The organism is Lysobacter stagni (assembly GCF_030053425.1).
Taxonomy (GTDB): domain Bacteria; phylum Pseudomonadota; class Gammaproteobacteria; order Xanthomonadales; family Xanthomonadaceae; genus Lysobacter_J; species Lysobacter_J stagni.
The window spans coordinates 2,771,682-2,788,833 of sequence record NZ_JASGBI010000001.1; the positions used below are offsets into that span (position 1 = coordinate 2,771,682).

General features: G+C 66.7%; 15 protein-coding genes. 7 read left to right on the plus strand and 8 right to left on the minus strand.

From position 1 onward, the window contains the following. A complete protein-coding gene (locus tag QLQ15_RS12820; RefSeq protein WP_283213156.1) occupies window positions 1-759 on the minus strand; it encodes an alpha/beta hydrolase in 759 nt (252 codons plus the stop codon). 17 nt (window positions 760-776) lie between these two features. Next, entirely contained in the window at window positions 777-1,088 is a 312-nt protein-coding gene (locus QLQ15_RS12825; protein WP_283213157.1) for a DUF1244 domain-containing protein, read from the minus strand. 111 nt (window positions 1,089-1,199) lie between these two features. On the opposite strand from QLQ15_RS12825, the gene folD reads away from it, so the two are divergent. The 4 genes from folD (at window position 1,200) to QLQ15_RS12845 (ending at window position 6,098) form a co-directional block, all read left to right on the plus strand. Beyond that, window positions 1,200-2,105: a bifunctional methylenetetrahydrofolate dehydrogenase/methenyltetrahydrofolate cyclohydrolase FolD gene (gene folD / locus QLQ15_RS12830; RefSeq protein WP_283213158.1), complete on the plus strand. Its 906-nt coding sequence runs from the start codon at window positions 1,200-1,202 to the stop codon at window positions 2,103-2,105. A gap of 348 nt (window positions 2,106-2,453) precedes the next feature. Beyond that, window positions 2,454-3,911, plus strand: a complete 1,458-nt coding sequence (guaB, locus tag QLQ15_RS12835; RefSeq protein ID WP_283213159.1) for an IMP dehydrogenase — start codon at window positions 2,454-2,456, stop codon at window positions 3,909-3,911. 74 nt (window positions 3,912-3,985) lie between these two features. Next, on the plus strand, window positions 3,986-5,551 hold the full coding sequence (gene guaA / locus QLQ15_RS12840; RefSeq protein ID WP_283213160.1) for a glutamine-hydrolyzing GMP synthase: 1,566 nt from the start codon (window positions 3,986-3,988) through the stop codon (window positions 5,549-5,551). A 37-nt stretch (window positions 5,552-5,588) separates the two neighbouring features. Then, on the plus strand, window positions 5,589-6,098 hold the full coding sequence (locus QLQ15_RS12845) for a hypothetical protein (protein WP_283213161.1): 510 nt from the start codon (window positions 5,589-5,591) through the stop codon (window positions 6,096-6,098). Window positions 6,099-6,355: 257 nt separating this feature from the next. Here the strand turns inward: QLQ15_RS12845 and prpF are convergent, their stop codons facing one another. The 3 genes from prpF to acnD form a co-directional block, all read right to left on the minus strand. After that, window positions 6,356-7,543, minus strand: coding sequence for a 2-methylaconitate cis-trans isomerase PrpF (prpF, locus tag QLQ15_RS12850; protein ID WP_283213162.1), 1,188 nt, complete (start codon window positions 7,541-7,543; stop codon window positions 6,356-6,358). A gap of 213 nt (window positions 7,544-7,756) precedes the next feature. After that, on the minus strand, window positions 7,757-8,206 hold the full coding sequence (locus QLQ15_RS12855; RefSeq protein ID WP_283213163.1) for an SRPBCC family protein: 450 nt from the start codon (window positions 8,204-8,206) through the stop codon (window positions 7,757-7,759). A gap of 38 nt (window positions 8,207-8,244) precedes the next feature. Beyond that, the gene (gene acnD, locus QLQ15_RS12860) at window positions 8,245-10,854 is read right to left on the minus strand and encodes a Fe/S-dependent 2-methylisocitrate dehydratase AcnD (protein WP_283213164.1); all 2,610 of its coding nucleotides are present in this window, start codon (window positions 10,852-10,854) and stop codon (window positions 8,245-8,247) included. Between the two features lie 211 nt (window positions 10,855-11,065). Here acnD and tadA point away from each other — a divergent pair, with 211 nt between their 5' ends. Further along, window positions 11,066-11,554 (plus strand): tRNA adenosine(34) deaminase TadA, encoded by a 489-nt coding sequence (gene tadA / locus QLQ15_RS12865; RefSeq protein WP_283213165.1) that lies wholly within the window; start codon window positions 11,066-11,068, stop codon window positions 11,552-11,554. Window positions 11,555-11,560: 6 nt separating this feature from the next. Here tadA and QLQ15_RS12870 read toward each other — a convergent pair whose 3' ends face one another. Continuing rightward, entirely contained in the window at window positions 11,561-12,046 is a 486-nt protein-coding gene (locus QLQ15_RS12870; RefSeq protein WP_283213166.1) for a DUF2721 domain-containing protein, read from the minus strand. 81 nt (window positions 12,047-12,127) lie between these two features. Between QLQ15_RS12870 and orn the strand changes: the two genes are divergently transcribed. Then, a complete protein-coding gene (gene orn / locus QLQ15_RS12875; RefSeq protein WP_283213167.1) occupies window positions 12,128-12,700 on the plus strand; it encodes an oligoribonuclease in 573 nt (190 codons plus the stop codon). Window positions 12,701-12,706: 6 nt separating this feature from the next. Here the strand turns inward: orn and QLQ15_RS12880 are convergent, their stop codons facing one another. Together QLQ15_RS12880 and ppsA are read right to left on the minus strand one after the other, a co-directional pair. Then, window positions 12,707-13,657 (minus strand): mechanosensitive ion channel family protein, encoded by a 951-nt coding sequence (locus QLQ15_RS12880; protein WP_283213168.1) that lies wholly within the window; start codon window positions 13,655-13,657, stop codon window positions 12,707-12,709. A gap of 105 nt (window positions 13,658-13,762) precedes the next feature. Beyond that, window positions 13,763-16,144, minus strand: a complete 2,382-nt coding sequence (ppsA, locus tag QLQ15_RS12885) for a phosphoenolpyruvate synthase (RefSeq protein WP_283213169.1) — start codon at window positions 16,142-16,144, stop codon at window positions 13,763-13,765. A 145-nt stretch (window positions 16,145-16,289) separates the two neighbouring features. On the opposite strand from ppsA, the gene ppsR reads away from it, so the two are divergent. Then, the gene (gene ppsR / locus QLQ15_RS12890) at window positions 16,290-17,111 is read left to right on the plus strand and encodes a posphoenolpyruvate synthetase regulatory kinase/phosphorylase PpsR (protein ID WP_283213170.1); all 822 of its coding nucleotides are present in this window, start codon (window positions 16,290-16,292) and stop codon (window positions 17,109-17,111) included. The last annotated feature ends 41 nt before the right edge of the window (window positions 17,112-17,152 follow it).

A 17,152-nucleotide genomic window follows, 5' to 3' on the forward strand; every position in this document is an offset into this window, starting at 1 on the left:
TCAGCGCAGGAAGTCCGCCAGCGCGTTCTCGAAGCCGGGATCGCCGCCGATGGTGTTGTGGTCGGCTTCCGGCAGGTCGGCCACGCGTGGCGGTTTGCCGAACGCGGCGATGAGCCGGTCGGTGTTGGACGGCGGTACGACCTGGTCGCGGCCCGCACGGATCACCAGCGCGTCGCCTTCGTAACCGTGCAGGTTCGCGGCGGAATCGAAACGGTCCTTCACCAGCCATCGGACCGGAAACATCGGGTAGTGGGCCTGTGCCACGGCCACCAGGCTGTCGAACGGCGCCACCAGCACCAGCTTCGACACCGGTCGCCGCGACGCCACGTAGCTGGCCACGCCGCTGCCGAGGCTGGAACCGACCACCGCGATCGGCTCGTCCGGATGGCGTGCGCGCACGGTGTCGAACACCGCCAGCGCGTCGCCGAACAGCGCTTCTTCGCTCGGGGCGCCGCCGCTGGCGCCATAGCCGCGGTACGAAACCAGATAGACACTGTGGTCCGGCAACAGGCGGCCCAGCTGTTCGCGCCGGTTCTGGATGCTCTCGGCGTTGCCGCCGAAGTAGATCACCGGATTGCGCGCCTGCGGATTGAGTACCCATCCGTGCAACTGCACATCGCCGCGGGCCAGCGTGAAATCGGTCTGCGCCGCGTCGACACGCGTGCCCTGCGGGAGGTAGATGAGGTCGCGCTGCTTGGAGAACAGCCAGGCGGAGATCCCTGCATAGCCCAGCACCGGCAATGCTGCCCACCAGATCATTTGTTTGCGCATATGGCTCAGCCTGCGTGACGGCGTTGCGCCGCTTCGAATGCGGCCAGCTGTTCGGGTGTGGCTTCGCGCTGGTGCTGCGATTTCCATTGCGCGAAGGGCATGCCGTAGACCGCCTCCCTGGCTTCGTCCTTGGTCATCGTGATGCCGCGCTGTTCGGCGGCGTCGCGGTACCAGTCGGACAGGCAGTTGCGGCAGAACCCGGCATGGATCATCAGGTCGATGTTCTGCACGTCCGTGCGTTCCTGCATGAGGTGCTGGAGCAGGCTCCGGAACGCGGCGGCCTGGATCTGTGTGGTTTCGAAATCGGATTCGGTCATGGCGAGCCTCCGTCGGAGGCGGAGCTTCGGGGCGAAAAGACCGGCAGGTGCCGGGTCCTTGGGCGATAATGCACGGCCCGACTGTAGCGCAGTCCTCATCCAGTCCACGGCATGACCGCTCCCACGACTCAGGCTCCCGCCCGCATCCTCGACGGCAAGCGCATCGCCGAGGACCTGCTCGACAACCTCAAGAGCCGGGTCGACGTGCGCGTGGCCGCGGGCAAATCGCGCCCCGGGCTGGCGGTGGTGCTGGTCGGCAACGACCCTGCCTCCAGCGTCTATGTGAAGAACAAACGTCGTGCCGCGCAGAAGGTGGGCATCCGCGCGATCGACTACGACCTGCCGGCCGATACCGGCAACGAAGAGCTGCTGGCGCTGATCGACCGGCTCAACGCCGATCCCGAGGTCCACGGCATCCTGGTGCAGCTGCCGCTGCCGGACCGCCGCGACGCGACCGAGCTGATCCATCGCATCGACCCGCGCAAGGACGTGGACGGTTTCCATCCGGAAAACGTGGGACACCTGGCCCTGCGTCAGTTCGGCCTGCGTCCGTGCACGCCGCGTGGCATCACCACGCTGCTGGCCTACACCGATCGCCCGGTGCGTGGGCAGAGCGCGACCATCGTCGGCGTGTCCAACCACGTCGGCCGGCCGATGGCGCTGGAGCTGCTGATCGCCGGCTGCACCGTCACCAGCTGCCACAAGTTCACCCCGCCGCAGGTGCTGGAAGCCTCGATCCGCAACGCCGACATCCTGGTCGTCGCCGCGGGCCGTCCGGGCCTGATCCCGGGTGAATGGGTAAAGCCCGGCGCGGTGGTCATCGACGTGGGCATCAACCGCCTGGACGACGGCCGCCTGGTGGGCGACGTGGGGTTCGAAGCGGCCGCAGAGCGCGCCAGCTGGATCACCCCGGTTCCCGGCGGCGTGGGCCCTATGACGGTCGCCACGCTGATGCAGAACACGCTGGAGGCCGCGGAAGCGGCGGATTCGGGGCGGGGCTGGACCCAAGCGCGCTGAACTCGGAGCGGCGGTGTGGGCGGCTGCTCGGCTTCGTCCAAGCACGCGATCTGCGAGATACCGCACGCCCCGACCCTCACCCCAACCCCTCTCCCGGAGGAAAGGGGCTCAAAGCGCGAGCCAGCCAACCGAAGCCGGGCTGTTGCTCCAGCCCCTAAGTCAGGGGCGGTCGCGCCTGCAGGGCGCGAGGGGCGGGTATGGCGCTGGTGTGGGACGTGATTTGCGAAGCAAATCGCGTCAAGCGCGTTCCGTACCGTCCGTAGAACGGCACGTCCCGACGCGCCGCGAGCGTTGAAGGGGTCAGTCGCGTTACAATAACGCGCTTCATCCGCCTCCCGGCCCCCGCCCATGCTGCGCATCCAGGCTGAAGCACTTACCTTCGACGACGTCTCGCTCGTCCCGGCCCACTCGACGGTCCTGCCCAAGGACGTCTCGCTCTCCACGCGCCTGACCCGCGACCTCACCATCCGGCTGCCGATCCTCTCGGCGGCGATGGACACGGTCAGCGAAGCGCGCCTGGCCATTGCGATGGCGCAATTGGGCGGCATCAGCATCGTCCACAAGAACATGAGCCTGGAAGCCCAGGCCGCGCAGATCGCCTCGGTCAAGAAGTTCGAGGCGGGCGTGATCAAGGAGCCCTTCACCGTCGGGCCCGACACCACCATCGCCGAGGTGCTCAAGCTCACCCGCGCGCGCAACATCTCCGGCGTGCCGGTGGTGGACGGTGGCCAGCTCGTCGGCATCGTCACCAGCCGCGACATGCGCTTCGAGAAGAAGCTGGACGATCCGGTGCGCCACATCATGACCAAGAAGGATCGCCTGGTCACGGTGCGCGAAGGCGCCACCGACGAGGAAGTCCTGGACCTGCTGCACAAGCACCGTATCGAGAAGGTGCTGGTGGTCAACGACGGCTTCGAGCTGCGCGGCCTGATCACGGTGAAGGACATCCAGAAGAAGTCCGACAATCCCAACGCCGCCTACGACAGCAGCGAACGCCTGCTCGTGGGCGCCGCGGTCGGCGTCGGCGGCGACACCGAGGCGCGCGTGGAAGCGCTCGCCGCGGCCGGCGTGGACGTGGTGGTGGTCGACACCGCGCACGGCCATTCGCAGGGCGTGCTGGACCGCGTGAAGTGGGTGAAGAAGACCTTCCCGCAGCTGCAGGTGATCGGCGGGAACATCGTCACCGGCGATGCGGCATTGGCCCTCATGGACCACGGCGCGGACGCGGTTAAGGTCGGCGTCGGCCCGGGCTCGATCTGCACCACGCGCATCGTCGCAGGCGTCGGCGTGCCGCAGATCACGGCGGTGGCGATGGTCGCCGAGGCGCTGCAGGACCGCATTCCGCTGATCGCCGACGGTGGCATCCGCTATTCGGGCGACATCGGCAAGGCCATCGTCGCGGGTGCTTCCAGCGTGATGATCGGCGGCCTGTTCGCCGGCACCGAGGAAGCCCCGGGTGAGGTCGAACTGTTCCAGGGTCGCAGCTACAAGAGCTACCGCGGCATGGGCTCGCTGGGCGCGATGGAGCAGGGCTCCAAGGACCGTTACTTCCAGGACGCTTCCGACGCCGACAAGCTGGTGCCCGAGGGCATCGAAGGCCGCGTGCCGTACCGCGGTCCGCTGCGCAACGTGGTCCACCAGTTGGCCGGTGGCCTGCGCGCGACGATGGGCTATGTCGGCTGCGCGTCCATCGAGGACATGCGCAAGAAACCCAGCTTCGTGCGCATCACCAACGCCGGCGCACGCGAAAGCCACGTGCACGACGTGCAGATCACGAAGGAACCGCCGAACTATCGGGCGAGTTGATTGTTTGCAGGCAAGGGAGACGCGAGTTTCCCTTTCTTGTTTTTGAGCTTGTGCTTACTGAAATCCACGGCCCCATGACCAACATCCACACCGACAAGATCCTCATCCTCGATTTCGGCGCGCAGTACACGCAGCTGATCGCCCGCCGCATCCGCGAGATCGGCGTCTACTGCGAGATCTGGGCCTGGGACCACGATCCGGCCGAGATCGCCGCGTTCGGCGCGAAGGGCATCATCCTGTCGGGCGGTCCGGAATCGACGACCGAGCAGGGCGCGCCGAAGGCGCCGCAGGAAGTGTTCGACGCCGGGCTGCCGATCCTGGGCATCTGCTACGGGATGCAGACGCTGGCCGCGCAGCTGGGCGGCACCACCGAAGCGGCCGATGCGCGTGAGTTCGGCCATGCCGAGGTCGAGCTGGTCGCGCGCGATGCGCTGCTGGGCGGCTTGTCCGACCACGATGGCGAGCCCCGCATCGACGTGTGGATGAGCCACGGCGACCACGTCGCCAAGGCGCCGCCGGGCTGGACCGTCACCGCCGTTACCGACCGCATTCCCGTCGCCGCGATGGCGCTGGAGGAAAAGCGCTGGTACGGCGTGCAGTTCCATCCGGAAGTCACCCACACCAAGCAGGGCCAGACGCTGCTGCGCCGTTTCGTGGCCGACATCTGCGGCTGCCGCACGCTGTGGACCGCGGCCAACATCATCGACGACCAGATCGCGCGCGTGCGCGAGCAGGTCGGCAGCGACGAGGTCATCCTCGGCCTGTCCGGCGGCGTGGATTCCTCCGTCGTCGCAGCGCTGCTGCACAAGGCCATCGGCACGCAGCTGACCTGCGTGTTCGTCGATACCGGCCTGCTGCGCTGGAACGAAGGCGACCAGGTGATGGCGATGTTCGCCGAGCACATGGGCGTGAAGGTCGTGCGCGTGAACGCGGCCGACCGCTACTTCAAGGCGCTGGAAGGCGTCAGCGATCCGGAAGCCAAGCGCAAGATCATCGGCAACCTGTTCATCGAGATCTTCGACGAGGAGTCGGCCAGGCTCTCCAACGCGAAGTGGCTGGCGCAGGGCACGATCTATCCGGACGTGATCGAGTCCGCCGGCAGCAAGACCGGCAAGGCGCACGTCATCAAGAGCCACCACAACGTGGGCGGCCTGCCGGAAAACATGAAGCTGGGCCTGGTCGAACCGCTGCGCGAGCTGTTCAAGGACGAAGTGCGCCGCCTGGGCGTGGAACTGGGACTGCCGCAGGCGATGGTCTACCGCCATCCGTTCCCGGGCCCCGGGCTGGGCGTGCGCATCCTGGGCGAGGTCAAGCGCGAATACGCTGAACTTCTTGCGCGCGCGGACCATATCTTCATCGAGGAACTGCGCAAGGCCGACCTGTACGACCGCGTCAGTCAGGCCTTCGCGGTATTCCTGCCAGTGAAGTCGGTGGGTGTGGTCGGCGATGCCCGGGCCTACGAGTGGGTCATCGCGCTGCGCGCGGTGGAAACCATCGACTTCATGACCGCGCACTGGGCGCACCTGCCGTACGATTTCCTCGGTCGCGTGTCCAATCGCATCATCAACGAGTTGCGCGGTGTTTCGCGCGTGGTGTATGACATCAGCGGGAAGCCGCCGGCCACCATCGAGTGGGAGTGACCGCGCGGTAAGGACAACCTGAAGGCTAGGGGGCCTCATGGGGAAATGGATTCTGCTGGCCCTGGTGGCCGGCTACGGCGCCTGGTGGTTCTTCCATGCCGGGCGCCAGATGAGCGAGGACGCCATCGAGGCCCAGTACGCCGTCGAGGGGCAGGCGATGGCGAAGCTGGACGCGGACTACCTCTGCGACCGCATGACGGACGACTTCCGGCATGAAGCCATCGCGTTCACCCTCAACGGCACGCAGCGCGAAACGCTGGACAAGCAGCGCTCGTGCGAGGACCTGCGCGAGGGCTTCCGTGCGTTCAAGCGTGTCAACGCGCTGACCAACGGCGCGATGGGGCTGTCCTTCGATCACCGCATCGTCGAGGTGTCGCTGGCCGACGACCGCAAGACCGCGGACGTCGAGGCGGTGGCGACGGTGCGAATCGGCGGTCGCCTGCTCAGCAAGACGCATTCCATCGATCGCGTGATCCGTCGCAACGGACGGATCCTGCACGAGGCATCGCAGTCGAAGTCGTGGGTGTATATCCCGGTCGCGGACTGAGCACGGGAACTCGCCACAACGGCGATGGGAATTGCGCGGTGCTCCCTTCTCTCCTCGCGGGAGAAGGGGCCCCGAAGGGGCGGAAGAGGGGGTTGTTCGCGCTGAAGCGCGTGCCCCTCTCCCGACGCGCTGCGCGCGTCGACCTCTCCCGCAAGGGGAGAGGTAAAAGCACCAGATGCGCGCTGCGCTCGTCGACCTCTCCCGCAAGAGGAGAGGTAAAACCCCGCATCTCGCCTACGCGTAGCGCGCGTCGTCCCTCAGAACGAATCCGACGGCACGCGCACGTGGCCGTCCATCAGTACGCGGGCACTGCGGCTCATGATCGCCTTGGTGACGGTCCATTGGCCGTCGACGAGCTTCGCCTGCGCGCCGACACGCAACGTGCCGGACGGGTGGCCAAAGCGCACGGCTTCGCGTTCGCCACCGCCGGCGGCCAGGTTCACCAGCGTGCCGGGAATCGACGCCGCGGTGCCGATGGCGACCGCAGCGGTGCCCATCATCGCGTGGTGCAGCTTGCCCATCGACATCGCGCGCGCGTGCACATCGATGTCGGTGGCGGCGATGCGCTTTCCGCTTGAGGTGACGTAATCCTGCGCGGGGGCGACGAACGCCACCTTCGGCGTGTGCTGGCGCTTGGCGGCGTCCTCGACGCGCTCGATCAGGCCCATGCGCACGGCACCGTGCGCGCGGATGGTTTCGAACATCGCCAGCGTCTTCTGATTGTCGTTGATCGCCGGTTGCAGCTCGGTGCCGGTGAAGCCCAGGTCCGAAGCGTTGAGGAAGATCGTCGGAATGCCCGCGTTGATCATCGTGACCTTGAACGTGCCGATGCCCGGCACCTCCAGGTCGTCGACGAGGTTGCCGGTGGGGAACATCGCGCCGCCGCCTTCGCCGTCGTCGGACGGGTCGAGGAATTCCAGCGCGATCTCCGCTGCCGGGAAGGTCACGCCATCCAGCTCGAAGTCGCCGGTTTCCTGCACTTCGCCGTTGCGGACGGGCACATGCGCGACGATGGTCTTGCCGATGTTCGCCTGCCAGATGCGCACGGTGACGGTGCCATCGCGCGGGATGCGCGCCGGATCGATGAAGCCGTTGGCGATCGCGAACGGCCCCACGGCCGAGGACAGGTTGCCGCAGTTGCCGCTCCAGTCGACGAAGGCCGTGTCGATGGACACCTGGCCGTAGAGGTAGTCGACGTCGTGATCGGGCACGGAAGCCGCGGAGATGATCACGCACTTGCTGGTGCTGGACGTCGCGCCGCCCATGCCGTCGGTGTGCTTGCCGTACGGGTCGGGCGAACCGATCACGCGCATCAGCAACGCATCGCGCACCTTGCCAGGCACCTGTGCCGGCACCGGAAGGTCCTGCAGGCGGAAGAACACGCCCTTGCTGGTGCCGCCGCGCATGTAGGTGGCGGGAATGCGGATCTGCGGTGCGTGGGTCATGGCGTGTTCGTTCCGTGTTGCTGTTCGAAGATGTCGCGCTGTTTGAAAGTGTCGCGCCGTTCGAGGATGTCATCCCCGTGAAAAGGCGGGGATCCAACTATCCGATGCGTCACACCTTTCGAAGGCCGTGATGACAAGTTGCGCTGGATGGTGCCGCCCTGCGGCGGCCCGAAAGCCCCGCCTTCGCGGGAATGGCGGCATTGATGCCCTGGTTTACGCCCCGTCGGGAATCTCGGGCTCGACCAGCCGGACCAGCATATCCAGCGACTCCTGCCAGCCCAGGTAGCAGAATTCCACCGGGATGGCGTCGGGAATGCCCTTCTGCACGATGCTCACGTCGGTGCCGACCATGCCGGGCTTCAGCGTGACCTCCACTTCCATCGTGCCCGGCAACCCGGGGTTGTCGAACTGGTCGTTGTAGCGCAGCTTCTGGCCAGGCACGAGTTCGAGATACGTGCCGCCGAACGAATGGCTGCCGCCCGTGCCGAAATTGGTGAACGACATGCGGTAGCTGCCGCCGACGCGTGCGTCCATCGAATGCACTTCGCCGGTGAATCCGTGCGGCGGAAGCCACTTCACCATCGCGGCGGGCGTGATGAACGCGCGGTAGATGCGTTCGGCCGGAGCGCGGATGACGCGGTGCAGGGTGACGGTGCCGGGCATGTCGTTACCTCCGTTGCGTGGGTGGACCAACGTTTGGATCAGGCGGCCTTCGACGACTCCAGGAAGTCCTGCGCGAAGCGCTGCAGCACGCCGCCGGCTTCGTAGATCGACACTTCCTCGTCGCTGTCCAGGCGGCAGGTGACGGGCACGTCCACGCGCTCGCCGTTGCGGCGGTGGATGACCAGCGTCAGCGTGGCGCGCGGTTTGCGCTCGCCAGTGACATCGAAGGTCTCGGTGCCGTCGATGCCCAGCGTCAGGCGGTTCGTGCCCGGTTTGAACTCCAGCGGCAGCACGCCCATGCCGATCAGGTTGGTGCGGTGGATGCGTTCGAACCCTTCGGCGACGATCACTTCCACACCCGCCAGGCGCACGCCCTTGGCCGCCCAGTCGCGCGACGAACCCTGGCCGTAGTCGGCACCGGCGATGATGATCAGCGGCTGCTTGCGCTCCATGTAGGTCTCGATGGCCTCCCACATGCGAACGATCTGGCCTTCCGGTTCGATGCGCGCCAGCGAGCCCTTCTTCACCGCGCCATCGACCACCGCCATCTCGTTGATGAGCGTCGGGTTGGCGAAGGTGGCGCGCTGCGCGGTGAGGTGGTCGCCGCGGTGCGTGGCGTACGAATTGAAGTCCTCTTCCGGCAGGCCCATCTTGTGCAGGTACTCGCCGGCCGCGCTGTTCATCAGGATCGCGTTGGACGGCGACAGGTGATCGGTGGTGATGTTGTCGCCCAGCACCGCCAACGGCCGCAGGCCGCGCAGCGTGCGCTCACCGGCCAGTGCACCTTCCCAGTACGGCGGACGGCGGATGTAGGTGCTCTGAGGACGCCAGTCGTACAGCGGGCTGACGCGCTCGCCGTGCTCGACGCGGATGTTGAACATCGGCTCGTACACGCGCCGGAACTGCTCGGGCTTCACGCTCTGCGCGACGATGGCGTCGATTTCCTCGTCGCTGGGCCAGAGGTCCTTCAGCGTCACGGGCTTGCCGTCGGCGTCGTGGCCCAGCACGTCGCGTTCGATGTCGAAGCGCACGGTACCGGCGATCGCGTAGGCCACCACCAGCGGCGGCGAGGCGAGGAAGGCCTGCTTCGCATACGGATGGATGCGGCCGTCGAAATTGCGATTACCCGAGAGCACGGCCGTCGCGTACAGGTCGCGATCGATGATTTCCTGCTGGATCGCGGGGTCCAGCGCGCCGGACATGCCGTTGCAGGTGGTGCAGGCGAACGCGACGATGCCGAAGCCCAGTTGTTCCAGCTCCGGCAGCAGCTTCGCTTCTTCCAGGTACAGCTGCACGGCCTTCGAACCCGGTGCCAGCGAGGTCTTCACCCACGGCTTGCGCGTGAGGCCACGTGCATTCGCGTTGCGGGCGAGCAGACCGGCGGCGATCACGTTGCGCGGGTTGCTGGTGTTGGTGCAGCTGGTGATGGCGGCGATGATCACCGCGCCGTCCGGCATCAGGCCTTCGGCTTCCTGCGCCAGCGCGTTGTCCAGGTTCACGGCGATGCCGCGCTGTGCGAGGTCGGACGTCGGCAGGCGCTTGTGCGGGTTCGACGGGCCGGCCATGTTGCGCACGACGGTGGAAAGGTCGAAGTGCAGCGTGCGCTCGTACTGTGCGCTCTTCAGGCTGTCGGCCCACAGGCCGGCCGTCTTCGCGTAGGTCTCCACCAGCTTCACCTGGGCATCCTCGCGGCCGGTGAGGCGCAGGTAGTCCAGCGTCTGGTCGTCGATGAAGAACATCGCCGCGGTCGCGCCGTACTCGGGCGCCATGTTGGAGATCGTCGCGCGATCGCCCAGCGTCAGGCTGGCTGCGCCTTCGCCGCGGAATTCCAGATACGCACCGACGACCTTCTCCTTGCGCAGGAATTCGGTCAACGCCAGCACGATGTCGGTGGCGGTGATGCCCGGCTGGCGCCGGCCCGTGAGTTCGACGCCGATGATGTCCGGCAGGCGCATCCACGAGGCGCGGCCCAGCATCACGTTCTCGGCTTCAAGGCCGCCGACGCCGATGGCGATCACGCCCAGCGCATCGACATGCGGCGTGTGGCTGTCGGTGCCGACGCAGGTGTCGGGGAAGGCGACGCCGTGTTGCGCCTGGATCACCGGCGACATCTTCTCCAGGTTGATCTGGTGCATGATCCCGTTGCCCGGCGGGATCACGTCGACGTTCTTGAACGCCAGCTTCGTCCAGTCGATGAAGTGGAAACGGTCCTCGTTGCGGCGGTCCTCGATGGCGCGGTTCTTCGCGAACGCATCGGGATCGAAGCCGCCGCATTCCACGGCCAGCGAGTGGTCGACGATCAGCTGCACCGGCACCACCGGATTGACCTTGGCCGGGTCGCCGCCCTGGTCGGCGATGGCATCGCGCAGGCCGGCCAGGTCCACCAGCGCGGTCTGGCCGAGGATGTCGTGGCACACCACGCGTGCCGGGAACCACGGGAAGTCGAGGTCGCGCCTGCGTTCGATCAACTGATTGAGCGAGTCGATCAACGTGTCCGGATCGCAGCGCCGCACCAGGTTTTCCGCCAGCACGCGCGAGGTGTAGGGCAGGGTGTCGTAGGCAGCCGGCTTGATCGCCTCGACGGCGGCGCGCGCGTCGAAGTAATCCAGCGAGGTACCCGGGAGCGGCTTGCGGTATTGGGTGTTCATGGACGGGCGTTCGGTCCTGGAATGGCGGGCGGCCGTGGCACGAGGCTGTCGGTGGCTGGCTGGCCGCAGGCGCGGAACCGTAATTTTGCCATTTTCGGCCACCCCGGTGGCTGATCGAATGGGGCCGGAAGGCGTCCGTCGTGCGTTGGCATGGCGCGGAAAGGATGTCTGCGGCATCCTTTCGTACATGGTTCAGGAAGCCGAAAACCCCTTGGAATCGTTCGACGACGACACACGCTGGATGCGCCACGCCCTTGCGCTGGCCGATCGCGCGGAACGCGAAGACGACGAGATCCCTGTCGGCGCGGTGCTGGTGTCGGCGGCCGGTGAGGTGCTGGGCGAAGGCTGGAATCGCAACATCACCGAGCGCGACCCGACCGCGCACGCGGAGATCGTCGCCATGCGCCAGGCCGGCGTGCGCGTGGACAACCACCGCCTGCTCGGCGCGACCCTCTACGTGACGCTGGAACCGTGCGCGATGTGCGCGATGGCGATGGTGCATGCGCGCATCGCACGCGTGGTCTACGGCGCGAGCGACCCCAAGACCGGCGCCGCGGGCAGCGTGTTCGACCTGCTCGCCGATCCGCGCCACAACCACCGCGTGCAGATCACCGGCGGCGTGCTCGGCGACGAGGCCGGCGCACGGCTCACGGCGTATTTCCGGCGCAAGCGCGGCAAGATCGATCCGCCGCAGGGCTGAGCCCGCTCAGTCGTGGCGCAGGTCCAGTCGGTCCTTCGCCAGCTGCTCGTCCAGTTCCCGGTCGAGCATGCGCAGGCCCAGTTTGGCTTCATGGCCCAGGCACAGCGACGCGCCCAGCATCAGCAGCACGCCCAGCACGGCCAGGCCCGTGGGCACCAGGTCGAGCCGATAGCCGAAGAAGGCATCCACGGCGATGCCCATGCTGGTGCCGACGAAGGCGGTGATCGCGCCGTAGAGCATGCGCACCGATGCCAGCACGAGGTAGGAGCGTCGACGGTGGATCGCGATGCGCCCTTCCAGTGCGAAGCGTTCTTGCCCCTGCTCGGTGGCGCGCAGCACTTCGATCTCGCTGCGCATGCGGTCGACCACGCGCGCCAACCGGTTGTTCGATGAGATCAGCAGCGAGCTGGCCGCGGTCAGGAAGAACGCGGGCGTGATCATGGCGGAGACGACGGCGTAGTGCGAAGGGTCGATCGCGACGGGCGAGGGCATGCGGTTTTCCGTGAGCGCTGTGCGAGGCCGCCATGACGGGCTGGCTGTATGATGCTGCCGACCTTACCCCAGTGCGAGCGCATGGCGACAGCCACCCCCAACGACGAGCATCTGATCTGGATCGATCTGGAGATGACCGGCCTGGACACGGACCGCGATTCGATCCTCGAGATCGCCACGCTGGTGACGGACAAGCAGCTCAACGTACTGGCCGAGGGGCCGGAACTGGCGATTGCCCATCCGCTGTCCCGGCTCGAAGCCATGGACGAGTGGAACCGCAACCAGCACGGCCGTTCCGGCCTGTGGCAGCGCGTGCTCGACAGCCAGGTGGGCCTGGCGGAAGCCGAGTCGCTCACGCTGGATTTCCTGGTGCAGTGGGTGCCGCCGGGCAAGTCGCCCATCTGCGGCAATTCGATCTGCCAGGACCGTCGCTTCCTGCATCGTCTGATGCCGCGACTGGAACGGCATTTCCATTACCGCAACCTGGACGTGAGCACCATCAAGGAGCTCGCGCGGCGCTGGGCGCCGGACGTTCTGGCCGGCGTCAGCAAGGAGTCGCGCCACACCGCACTGAGCGACGTGCGCGACTCCATCGCCGAGCTGCGCCATTACCGCGCCGCGATGGGCCATCTCGGCGGCCTGCCGGACGCCTGACGGAGCTCAGCTCTTCTCGGACCGCGAGTGGTCCAGCGTTACCGTCACGTTGGCGGTTTCGGTGACGCGCCGCACGGCACGGATATCGCGCTGCGCCGCCTGGATGCTGATGCCAGCCTCGTCGAAGGCCTTCTTGATGCGTTCGTTGAGGTCGCACTTCGTTGCGAAGTGGTTGGCATTGGTGACGTGGCAGCGGATGCCCAGGCGCACCGCGCTGTCGGCCAGTTCGTAGACGACGACGTCGGCCGCGGGGTTCTGCAGGATCCGGTCGTCGGCGTTCATGATGTCCATGATCACCTTGCGCGTGGCGTCGATGTCGTCCTCGTAGCCGATGCCGATGATCAGCTCGATGCGACGGCGCGTGTCCGGCGTGAGGTTGACGATCGGCGCGGTGGTGATGAGGTTGTTCGGCAGCACGATGGTCTGGTTGTCGGCGCCGCGCAGCCGCGTCTGGAAGATGCTCACCGCTTCCACCGTGCCGCTGCTGCCACCGATCTGCACCACGTCGCCCACGCGGAACGGCTTGAGCGTCACCAGCATCACGCCGGAGGCGACGTTCGACAGCGAATCCTTCAGCGCGAGGCCGATGGCCAGGCCGGCCGCGCCGAGGATGGCGATGAAGGATGTGGGCGCAAGGCCGAAGAAGCCCTGCAGGATCGCCAGCAGCAGCACGATCAGCAGTGCGATGTAGATGACGCGGCTGATGAACTGCAGCGAGGTGGTTTCCACGTGCGCCCGCGTCATGGCACGCCCGACGGCCCGCACGATCCACTTCGCCAGGTGATGGCCGATGTAGAAGACGAGCAGGGCGCCGCCGATCTTGATGCCGACGTCGCCGGCCCACGCCCAGAACTGCTCGGCCGACAGGGTGGAAAGGTGTGCCGGCGGCGCCAGCTCCTTCGTCAGGTTGGGCAGCGAATCCTGCAGCAGGACCTCGGGGCTGGTGGTGCGGGACAAGACGACCTCCTTGCGAACGTGCCGAATGCGGCTTCTCTAAAACATGACGCCCCGCATGAGCGGGGCGTCGATGATGTTACCGCTTGCGACCTTGCCTGAGCGTGATCAGGCGCCGGCCTTGGCCTTCGCCTTGGCCAGGCGCAGCCAGGTGTCGACGACCGTATCGGGATTGAGCGACACCGATTCGATGCCCTGTTCCATCAGCCATTCGGCGAGGTCGGGATGGTCGCTCGGACCCTGACCGCAGATGCCGACGTACTTGCCCTTGGCGCGCGCGGCCTTGATCGCCAGCGAGAGCAGCTTCTTCACCGCCGGATCGCGTTCGTCGAACAGCTGCGCGACGATGCCCGAGTCGCGGTCCAGGCCGAGCGTGAGCTGGGTGAGATCGTTGGAGCCGATCGAGAAGCCGTCGAAGATGTCGAGGAACTCGTCCGCCAGCAGCGCATTGGACGGCACCTCGCACATCATGATGATCTTGAGCCCGCCCTTGCCCTGTTCCAGACCGTTGGCACGCAGCACTTCGACGACCTTGCGGCCTTCTTCCAGCGTACGCACGAACGGGATCATCACCCAGCAGTTGGTCAGGCCCATCTGCTCGCGCACCTTCAGCACCGCGCGGCATTCCAGCGCGAAGGCTTCGGTGAAGCTGGGGTCGACGTAACGGCTGGCGCCGCGGAAGCCGATCATCGGGTTCTCTTCATGCGGCTCGTAACGCGAACCGCCGATGAGGTTGGCGTACTCGTTGGACTTGAAGTCCGACAGGCGCACGATGACCGGATGCGGCGCGAAGGAGGCGGTGATGGTGGCGATGCCCTCGGCCAGGCGGTCCACATAGAAATCGACCGGGCTGCTGTAACCAGCCATCTTCTCGTCGATCTTCTTCTTCGTCGCCGCGTCCTGCTGGTTGTATTCCAGCAGCGCCTTGGGATGCACGCCGATGTGGCTGGCGATGATCATCTCCAGGCGCGCCAGGCCGACGCCGGCGTTGGGCAGCATGGCGAAGTCGAAAGCGCGCTCCGGGTTGGCGACGTTCATCATCACCTTGAGCGGGGCTTCCGGCATCTTGTCGAGGTCGGCGGTGTGGCGTTCGAAGGGCAGGGCGCCCTTGTAGATGAAGCCGGTATCGCCCTCGGCGCAGCTGATGGTGACTTCCTGGCCGTCCTGGATGGTGTCCAGTGCGTTGCCGGTGCCGACGACCGCCGGCACGCCCAGCTCGCGCGCGATGATCGCGGCGTGGCAGGTGCGACCGCCGCGGTTGGTGACGATGGCGGCCGAACGCTTCATCACCGGCTCCCAGTCGGGGTCGGTCATGTCGGCAACGAGCACGTCACCGGGCTGCACGCGGCTCATGTCCGCCAGCGAGCGCACCACGCGTGCCACGCCGGTGCCGATCTTCTGGCCGATGGCGCGGCCTTCGCAGACCACTTCGCCGCGCTTGGTGAGCTGGTAGCGCTCGATCTGCGTGGCCTTGGCGCGCGACTTCACGGTCTCCGGACGCGCCTGCACGATGAAGAGCTTGCCGCTGACGCCGTCCTTCGCCCACTCGATGTCCATCGGGCGGCCGTAGTGCTTCTCGATGGTGAGCGCCTGACGGGCCAGCTCGTGCACGTCCTCGTCGCTGATGGAGAACGCGTTGCGCAGCTCGGCCGGCGTCTCTTCAGTGCGTACGCGCTCGCCGGGCTGGTCGGAATACACCATGCGCAGCTGCTTGGCGCCCATGCCGCGGCGCAGGATGGCCTGCTTGCCCTGCAGCAGCGTGGGCTTGTAGACGTAGAACTCGTCCGGGTTGACCGCGCCCTGCACGACCATCTCGCCCAGGCCGTAGCTGGAGGTGATGAAGACGACATCGCGGAAGCCGGATTCGGTGTCCAGCGTGAACAGCACGCCGGAGGAGCCAACGTTGGAGCGCACCATCAGCTGCACGCCGGCGGACAGGAACACGTCCTCGTGCTTGAAGCCGTGGTGCACGCGGTAGGCGATCGCGCGGTCGTTGTAGAGCGAGGCGAAGACTTCCTTGACCTTGTGCACGACATCGTCGGCACCGGTGACATTGAGGAAGGTTTCCTGCTGGCCGGCGAAGGAGGCGTCCGGCAGGTCCTCCGCGGTCGCGGAGGAGCGCACCGCGACGGCGACGTCGCCACCGCCGTTCTCGTCGCACAGCTGCTTGTAGGCCTTGCGGATGTCGGCGTCCAGGTCGGCCTGGAGCGGGGCGTCGATGACCCAGCCGCGGATTTCCGCGCCGGCGGCGGTCAGCGCCGGGACGTCCTCAACGTCCAGCGTCGCCAGCTTGTCGTAGATGCGCTGGTGCAGGTTGTTGTGGTCGATGAAGGCCTTGAAGGCCTCGGCGGTGGTTGCGTAGCCGCCCGGTACGGAGACGCCAAGGCCGGCCAGGTTGCCGATCATTTCGCCCAGCGACGAATTCTTGCCGCCTACGCGGGCCAGATCGGTAAGGCGCAGCGCGTGCAGCCAGAGGATGTTCTCGTTCAAGCGGGCGTTCTCCAGGGAAAGTCGGTACGCACCCGGCGCGTGGTGCGCTTTCGATCCGGATATGATCGCCGCTGCGCCGGGGGCATACAAGCTTGATTCATCGGCGTTTTTTGTATTGTGAACGGCCAGTTCAGGAGAAAAACCGATGTCAGGCGTGCGTCCCGTGTTCTACGTGTCCGATGGTACCGGTATCACTGCCGAGACCATCGGCCACAGCCTGCTCACCCAGTTCACGCAGACCCGGTTCGTCACGGACCGGATTCCCTTCGTCGACAGCGTCGAGCGCGCCCACGAAGTGGCCGAGAAGATCCGCAGCGCGGCCGAGGCCCATGGCGTGCGACCGGTGGTCATCAACTCCTGCATGGACACCGATGTGGGCGCGGCGCTGGCGGAGAGCGGGGCGCTGATGCTGGACGTGTTCGCACCCTTCATCGAGCCGCTGGAGCGGGAACTGCACCAGACCCGTGAGCGGCGCATCGGCCAGGCCCACGGCCTGGTGGACTTCGATACCTACCATCGCCGCATCAACGCGATGAACTTCGCGCTCACCCACGACGACGGCCAGAGCGTGGACTACAACGACGCCGACCTGATACTGGTGGCCGTATCGCGCGCGGGCAAGACGCCGACCTGCGTGTACCTGGCGCTGCACTACGGCGTGCGTGCGGCGAACTACCCGCTGACCGAGGAAGATCTGGAACACGACCGTCTGCCGCCGCGCCTGCGTCCTTACCGCAACAAGCTGTTCGGCCTGACGATCGATCCGGTGCGCCTGCAGCAGATCCGCCAGGAGCGACGGCCAAATTCGCGCTATGCGCAGCTGGAAACCTGCCGCCGCGAAGTGGCCGCGGCGGAAGCGATGTTCCGTGCCGAGCGCATTCCCACGCTGAGCACGACGAACACCTCGATCGAGGAGATCTCGAGCAAGGTGCTGACCACGCTGGGGATCCATCGCGAGATGTTCTGAACGAGCCGTTCAGCGGTCCGGGCGGCAGCGCGCGCCGGAAA

Bases quoted from the DNA above. Each gene is read 5' to 3' on its own strand.
- acnD (WP_283213164.1), bottom strand. From the start codon at position 10,854: ATGAACACCCAATACCGCAAGCCGCTCCCGGGTACCTCGCTGGATTAC.
- QLQ15_RS12825 (WP_283213157.1), bottom strand. From the start codon at position 1,088: ATGACCGAATCCGATTTCGAAACCACACAGATCCAGGCCGCCGCGTTC.
- QLQ15_RS12820 (WP_283213156.1), bottom strand. From the start codon at position 759: ATGATCTGGTGGGCAGCATTGCCGGTGCTGGGCTATGCAGGGATCTCC.
- QLQ15_RS12870 (WP_283213166.1), bottom strand. From the start codon at position 12,046: ATGCCCTCGCCCGTCGCGATCGACCCTTCGCACTACGCCGTCGTCTCC.
- QLQ15_RS12845 (WP_283213161.1), top strand. From the start codon at position 5,589: ATGGGGAAATGGATTCTGCTGGCCCTGGTGGCCGGCTACGGCGCCTGG.
- ppsR (WP_283213170.1), top strand. From the start codon at position 16,290: ATGTCAGGCGTGCGTCCCGTGTTCTACGTGTCCGATGGTACCGGTATC.
- folD (WP_283213158.1), top strand. From the start codon at position 1,200: ATGACCGCTCCCACGACTCAGGCTCCCGCCCGCATCCTCGACGGCAAG.
- guaB (WP_283213159.1), top strand. From the start codon at position 2,454: ATGCTGCGCATCCAGGCTGAAGCACTTACCTTCGACGACGTCTCGCTC.
- QLQ15_RS12855 (WP_283213163.1), bottom strand. From the start codon at position 8,206: ATGCCCGGCACCGTCACCCTGCACCGCGTCATCCGCGCTCCGGCCGAA.
- guaA (WP_283213160.1), top strand. From the start codon at position 3,986: ATGACCAACATCCACACCGACAAGATCCTCATCCTCGATTTCGGCGCG.
- prpF (WP_283213162.1), bottom strand. From the start codon at position 7,543: ATGACCCACGCACCGCAGATCCGCATTCCCGCCACCTACATGCGCGGC.
- orn (WP_283213167.1), top strand. From the start codon at position 12,128: ATGGCGACAGCCACCCCCAACGACGAGCATCTGATCTGGATCGATCTG.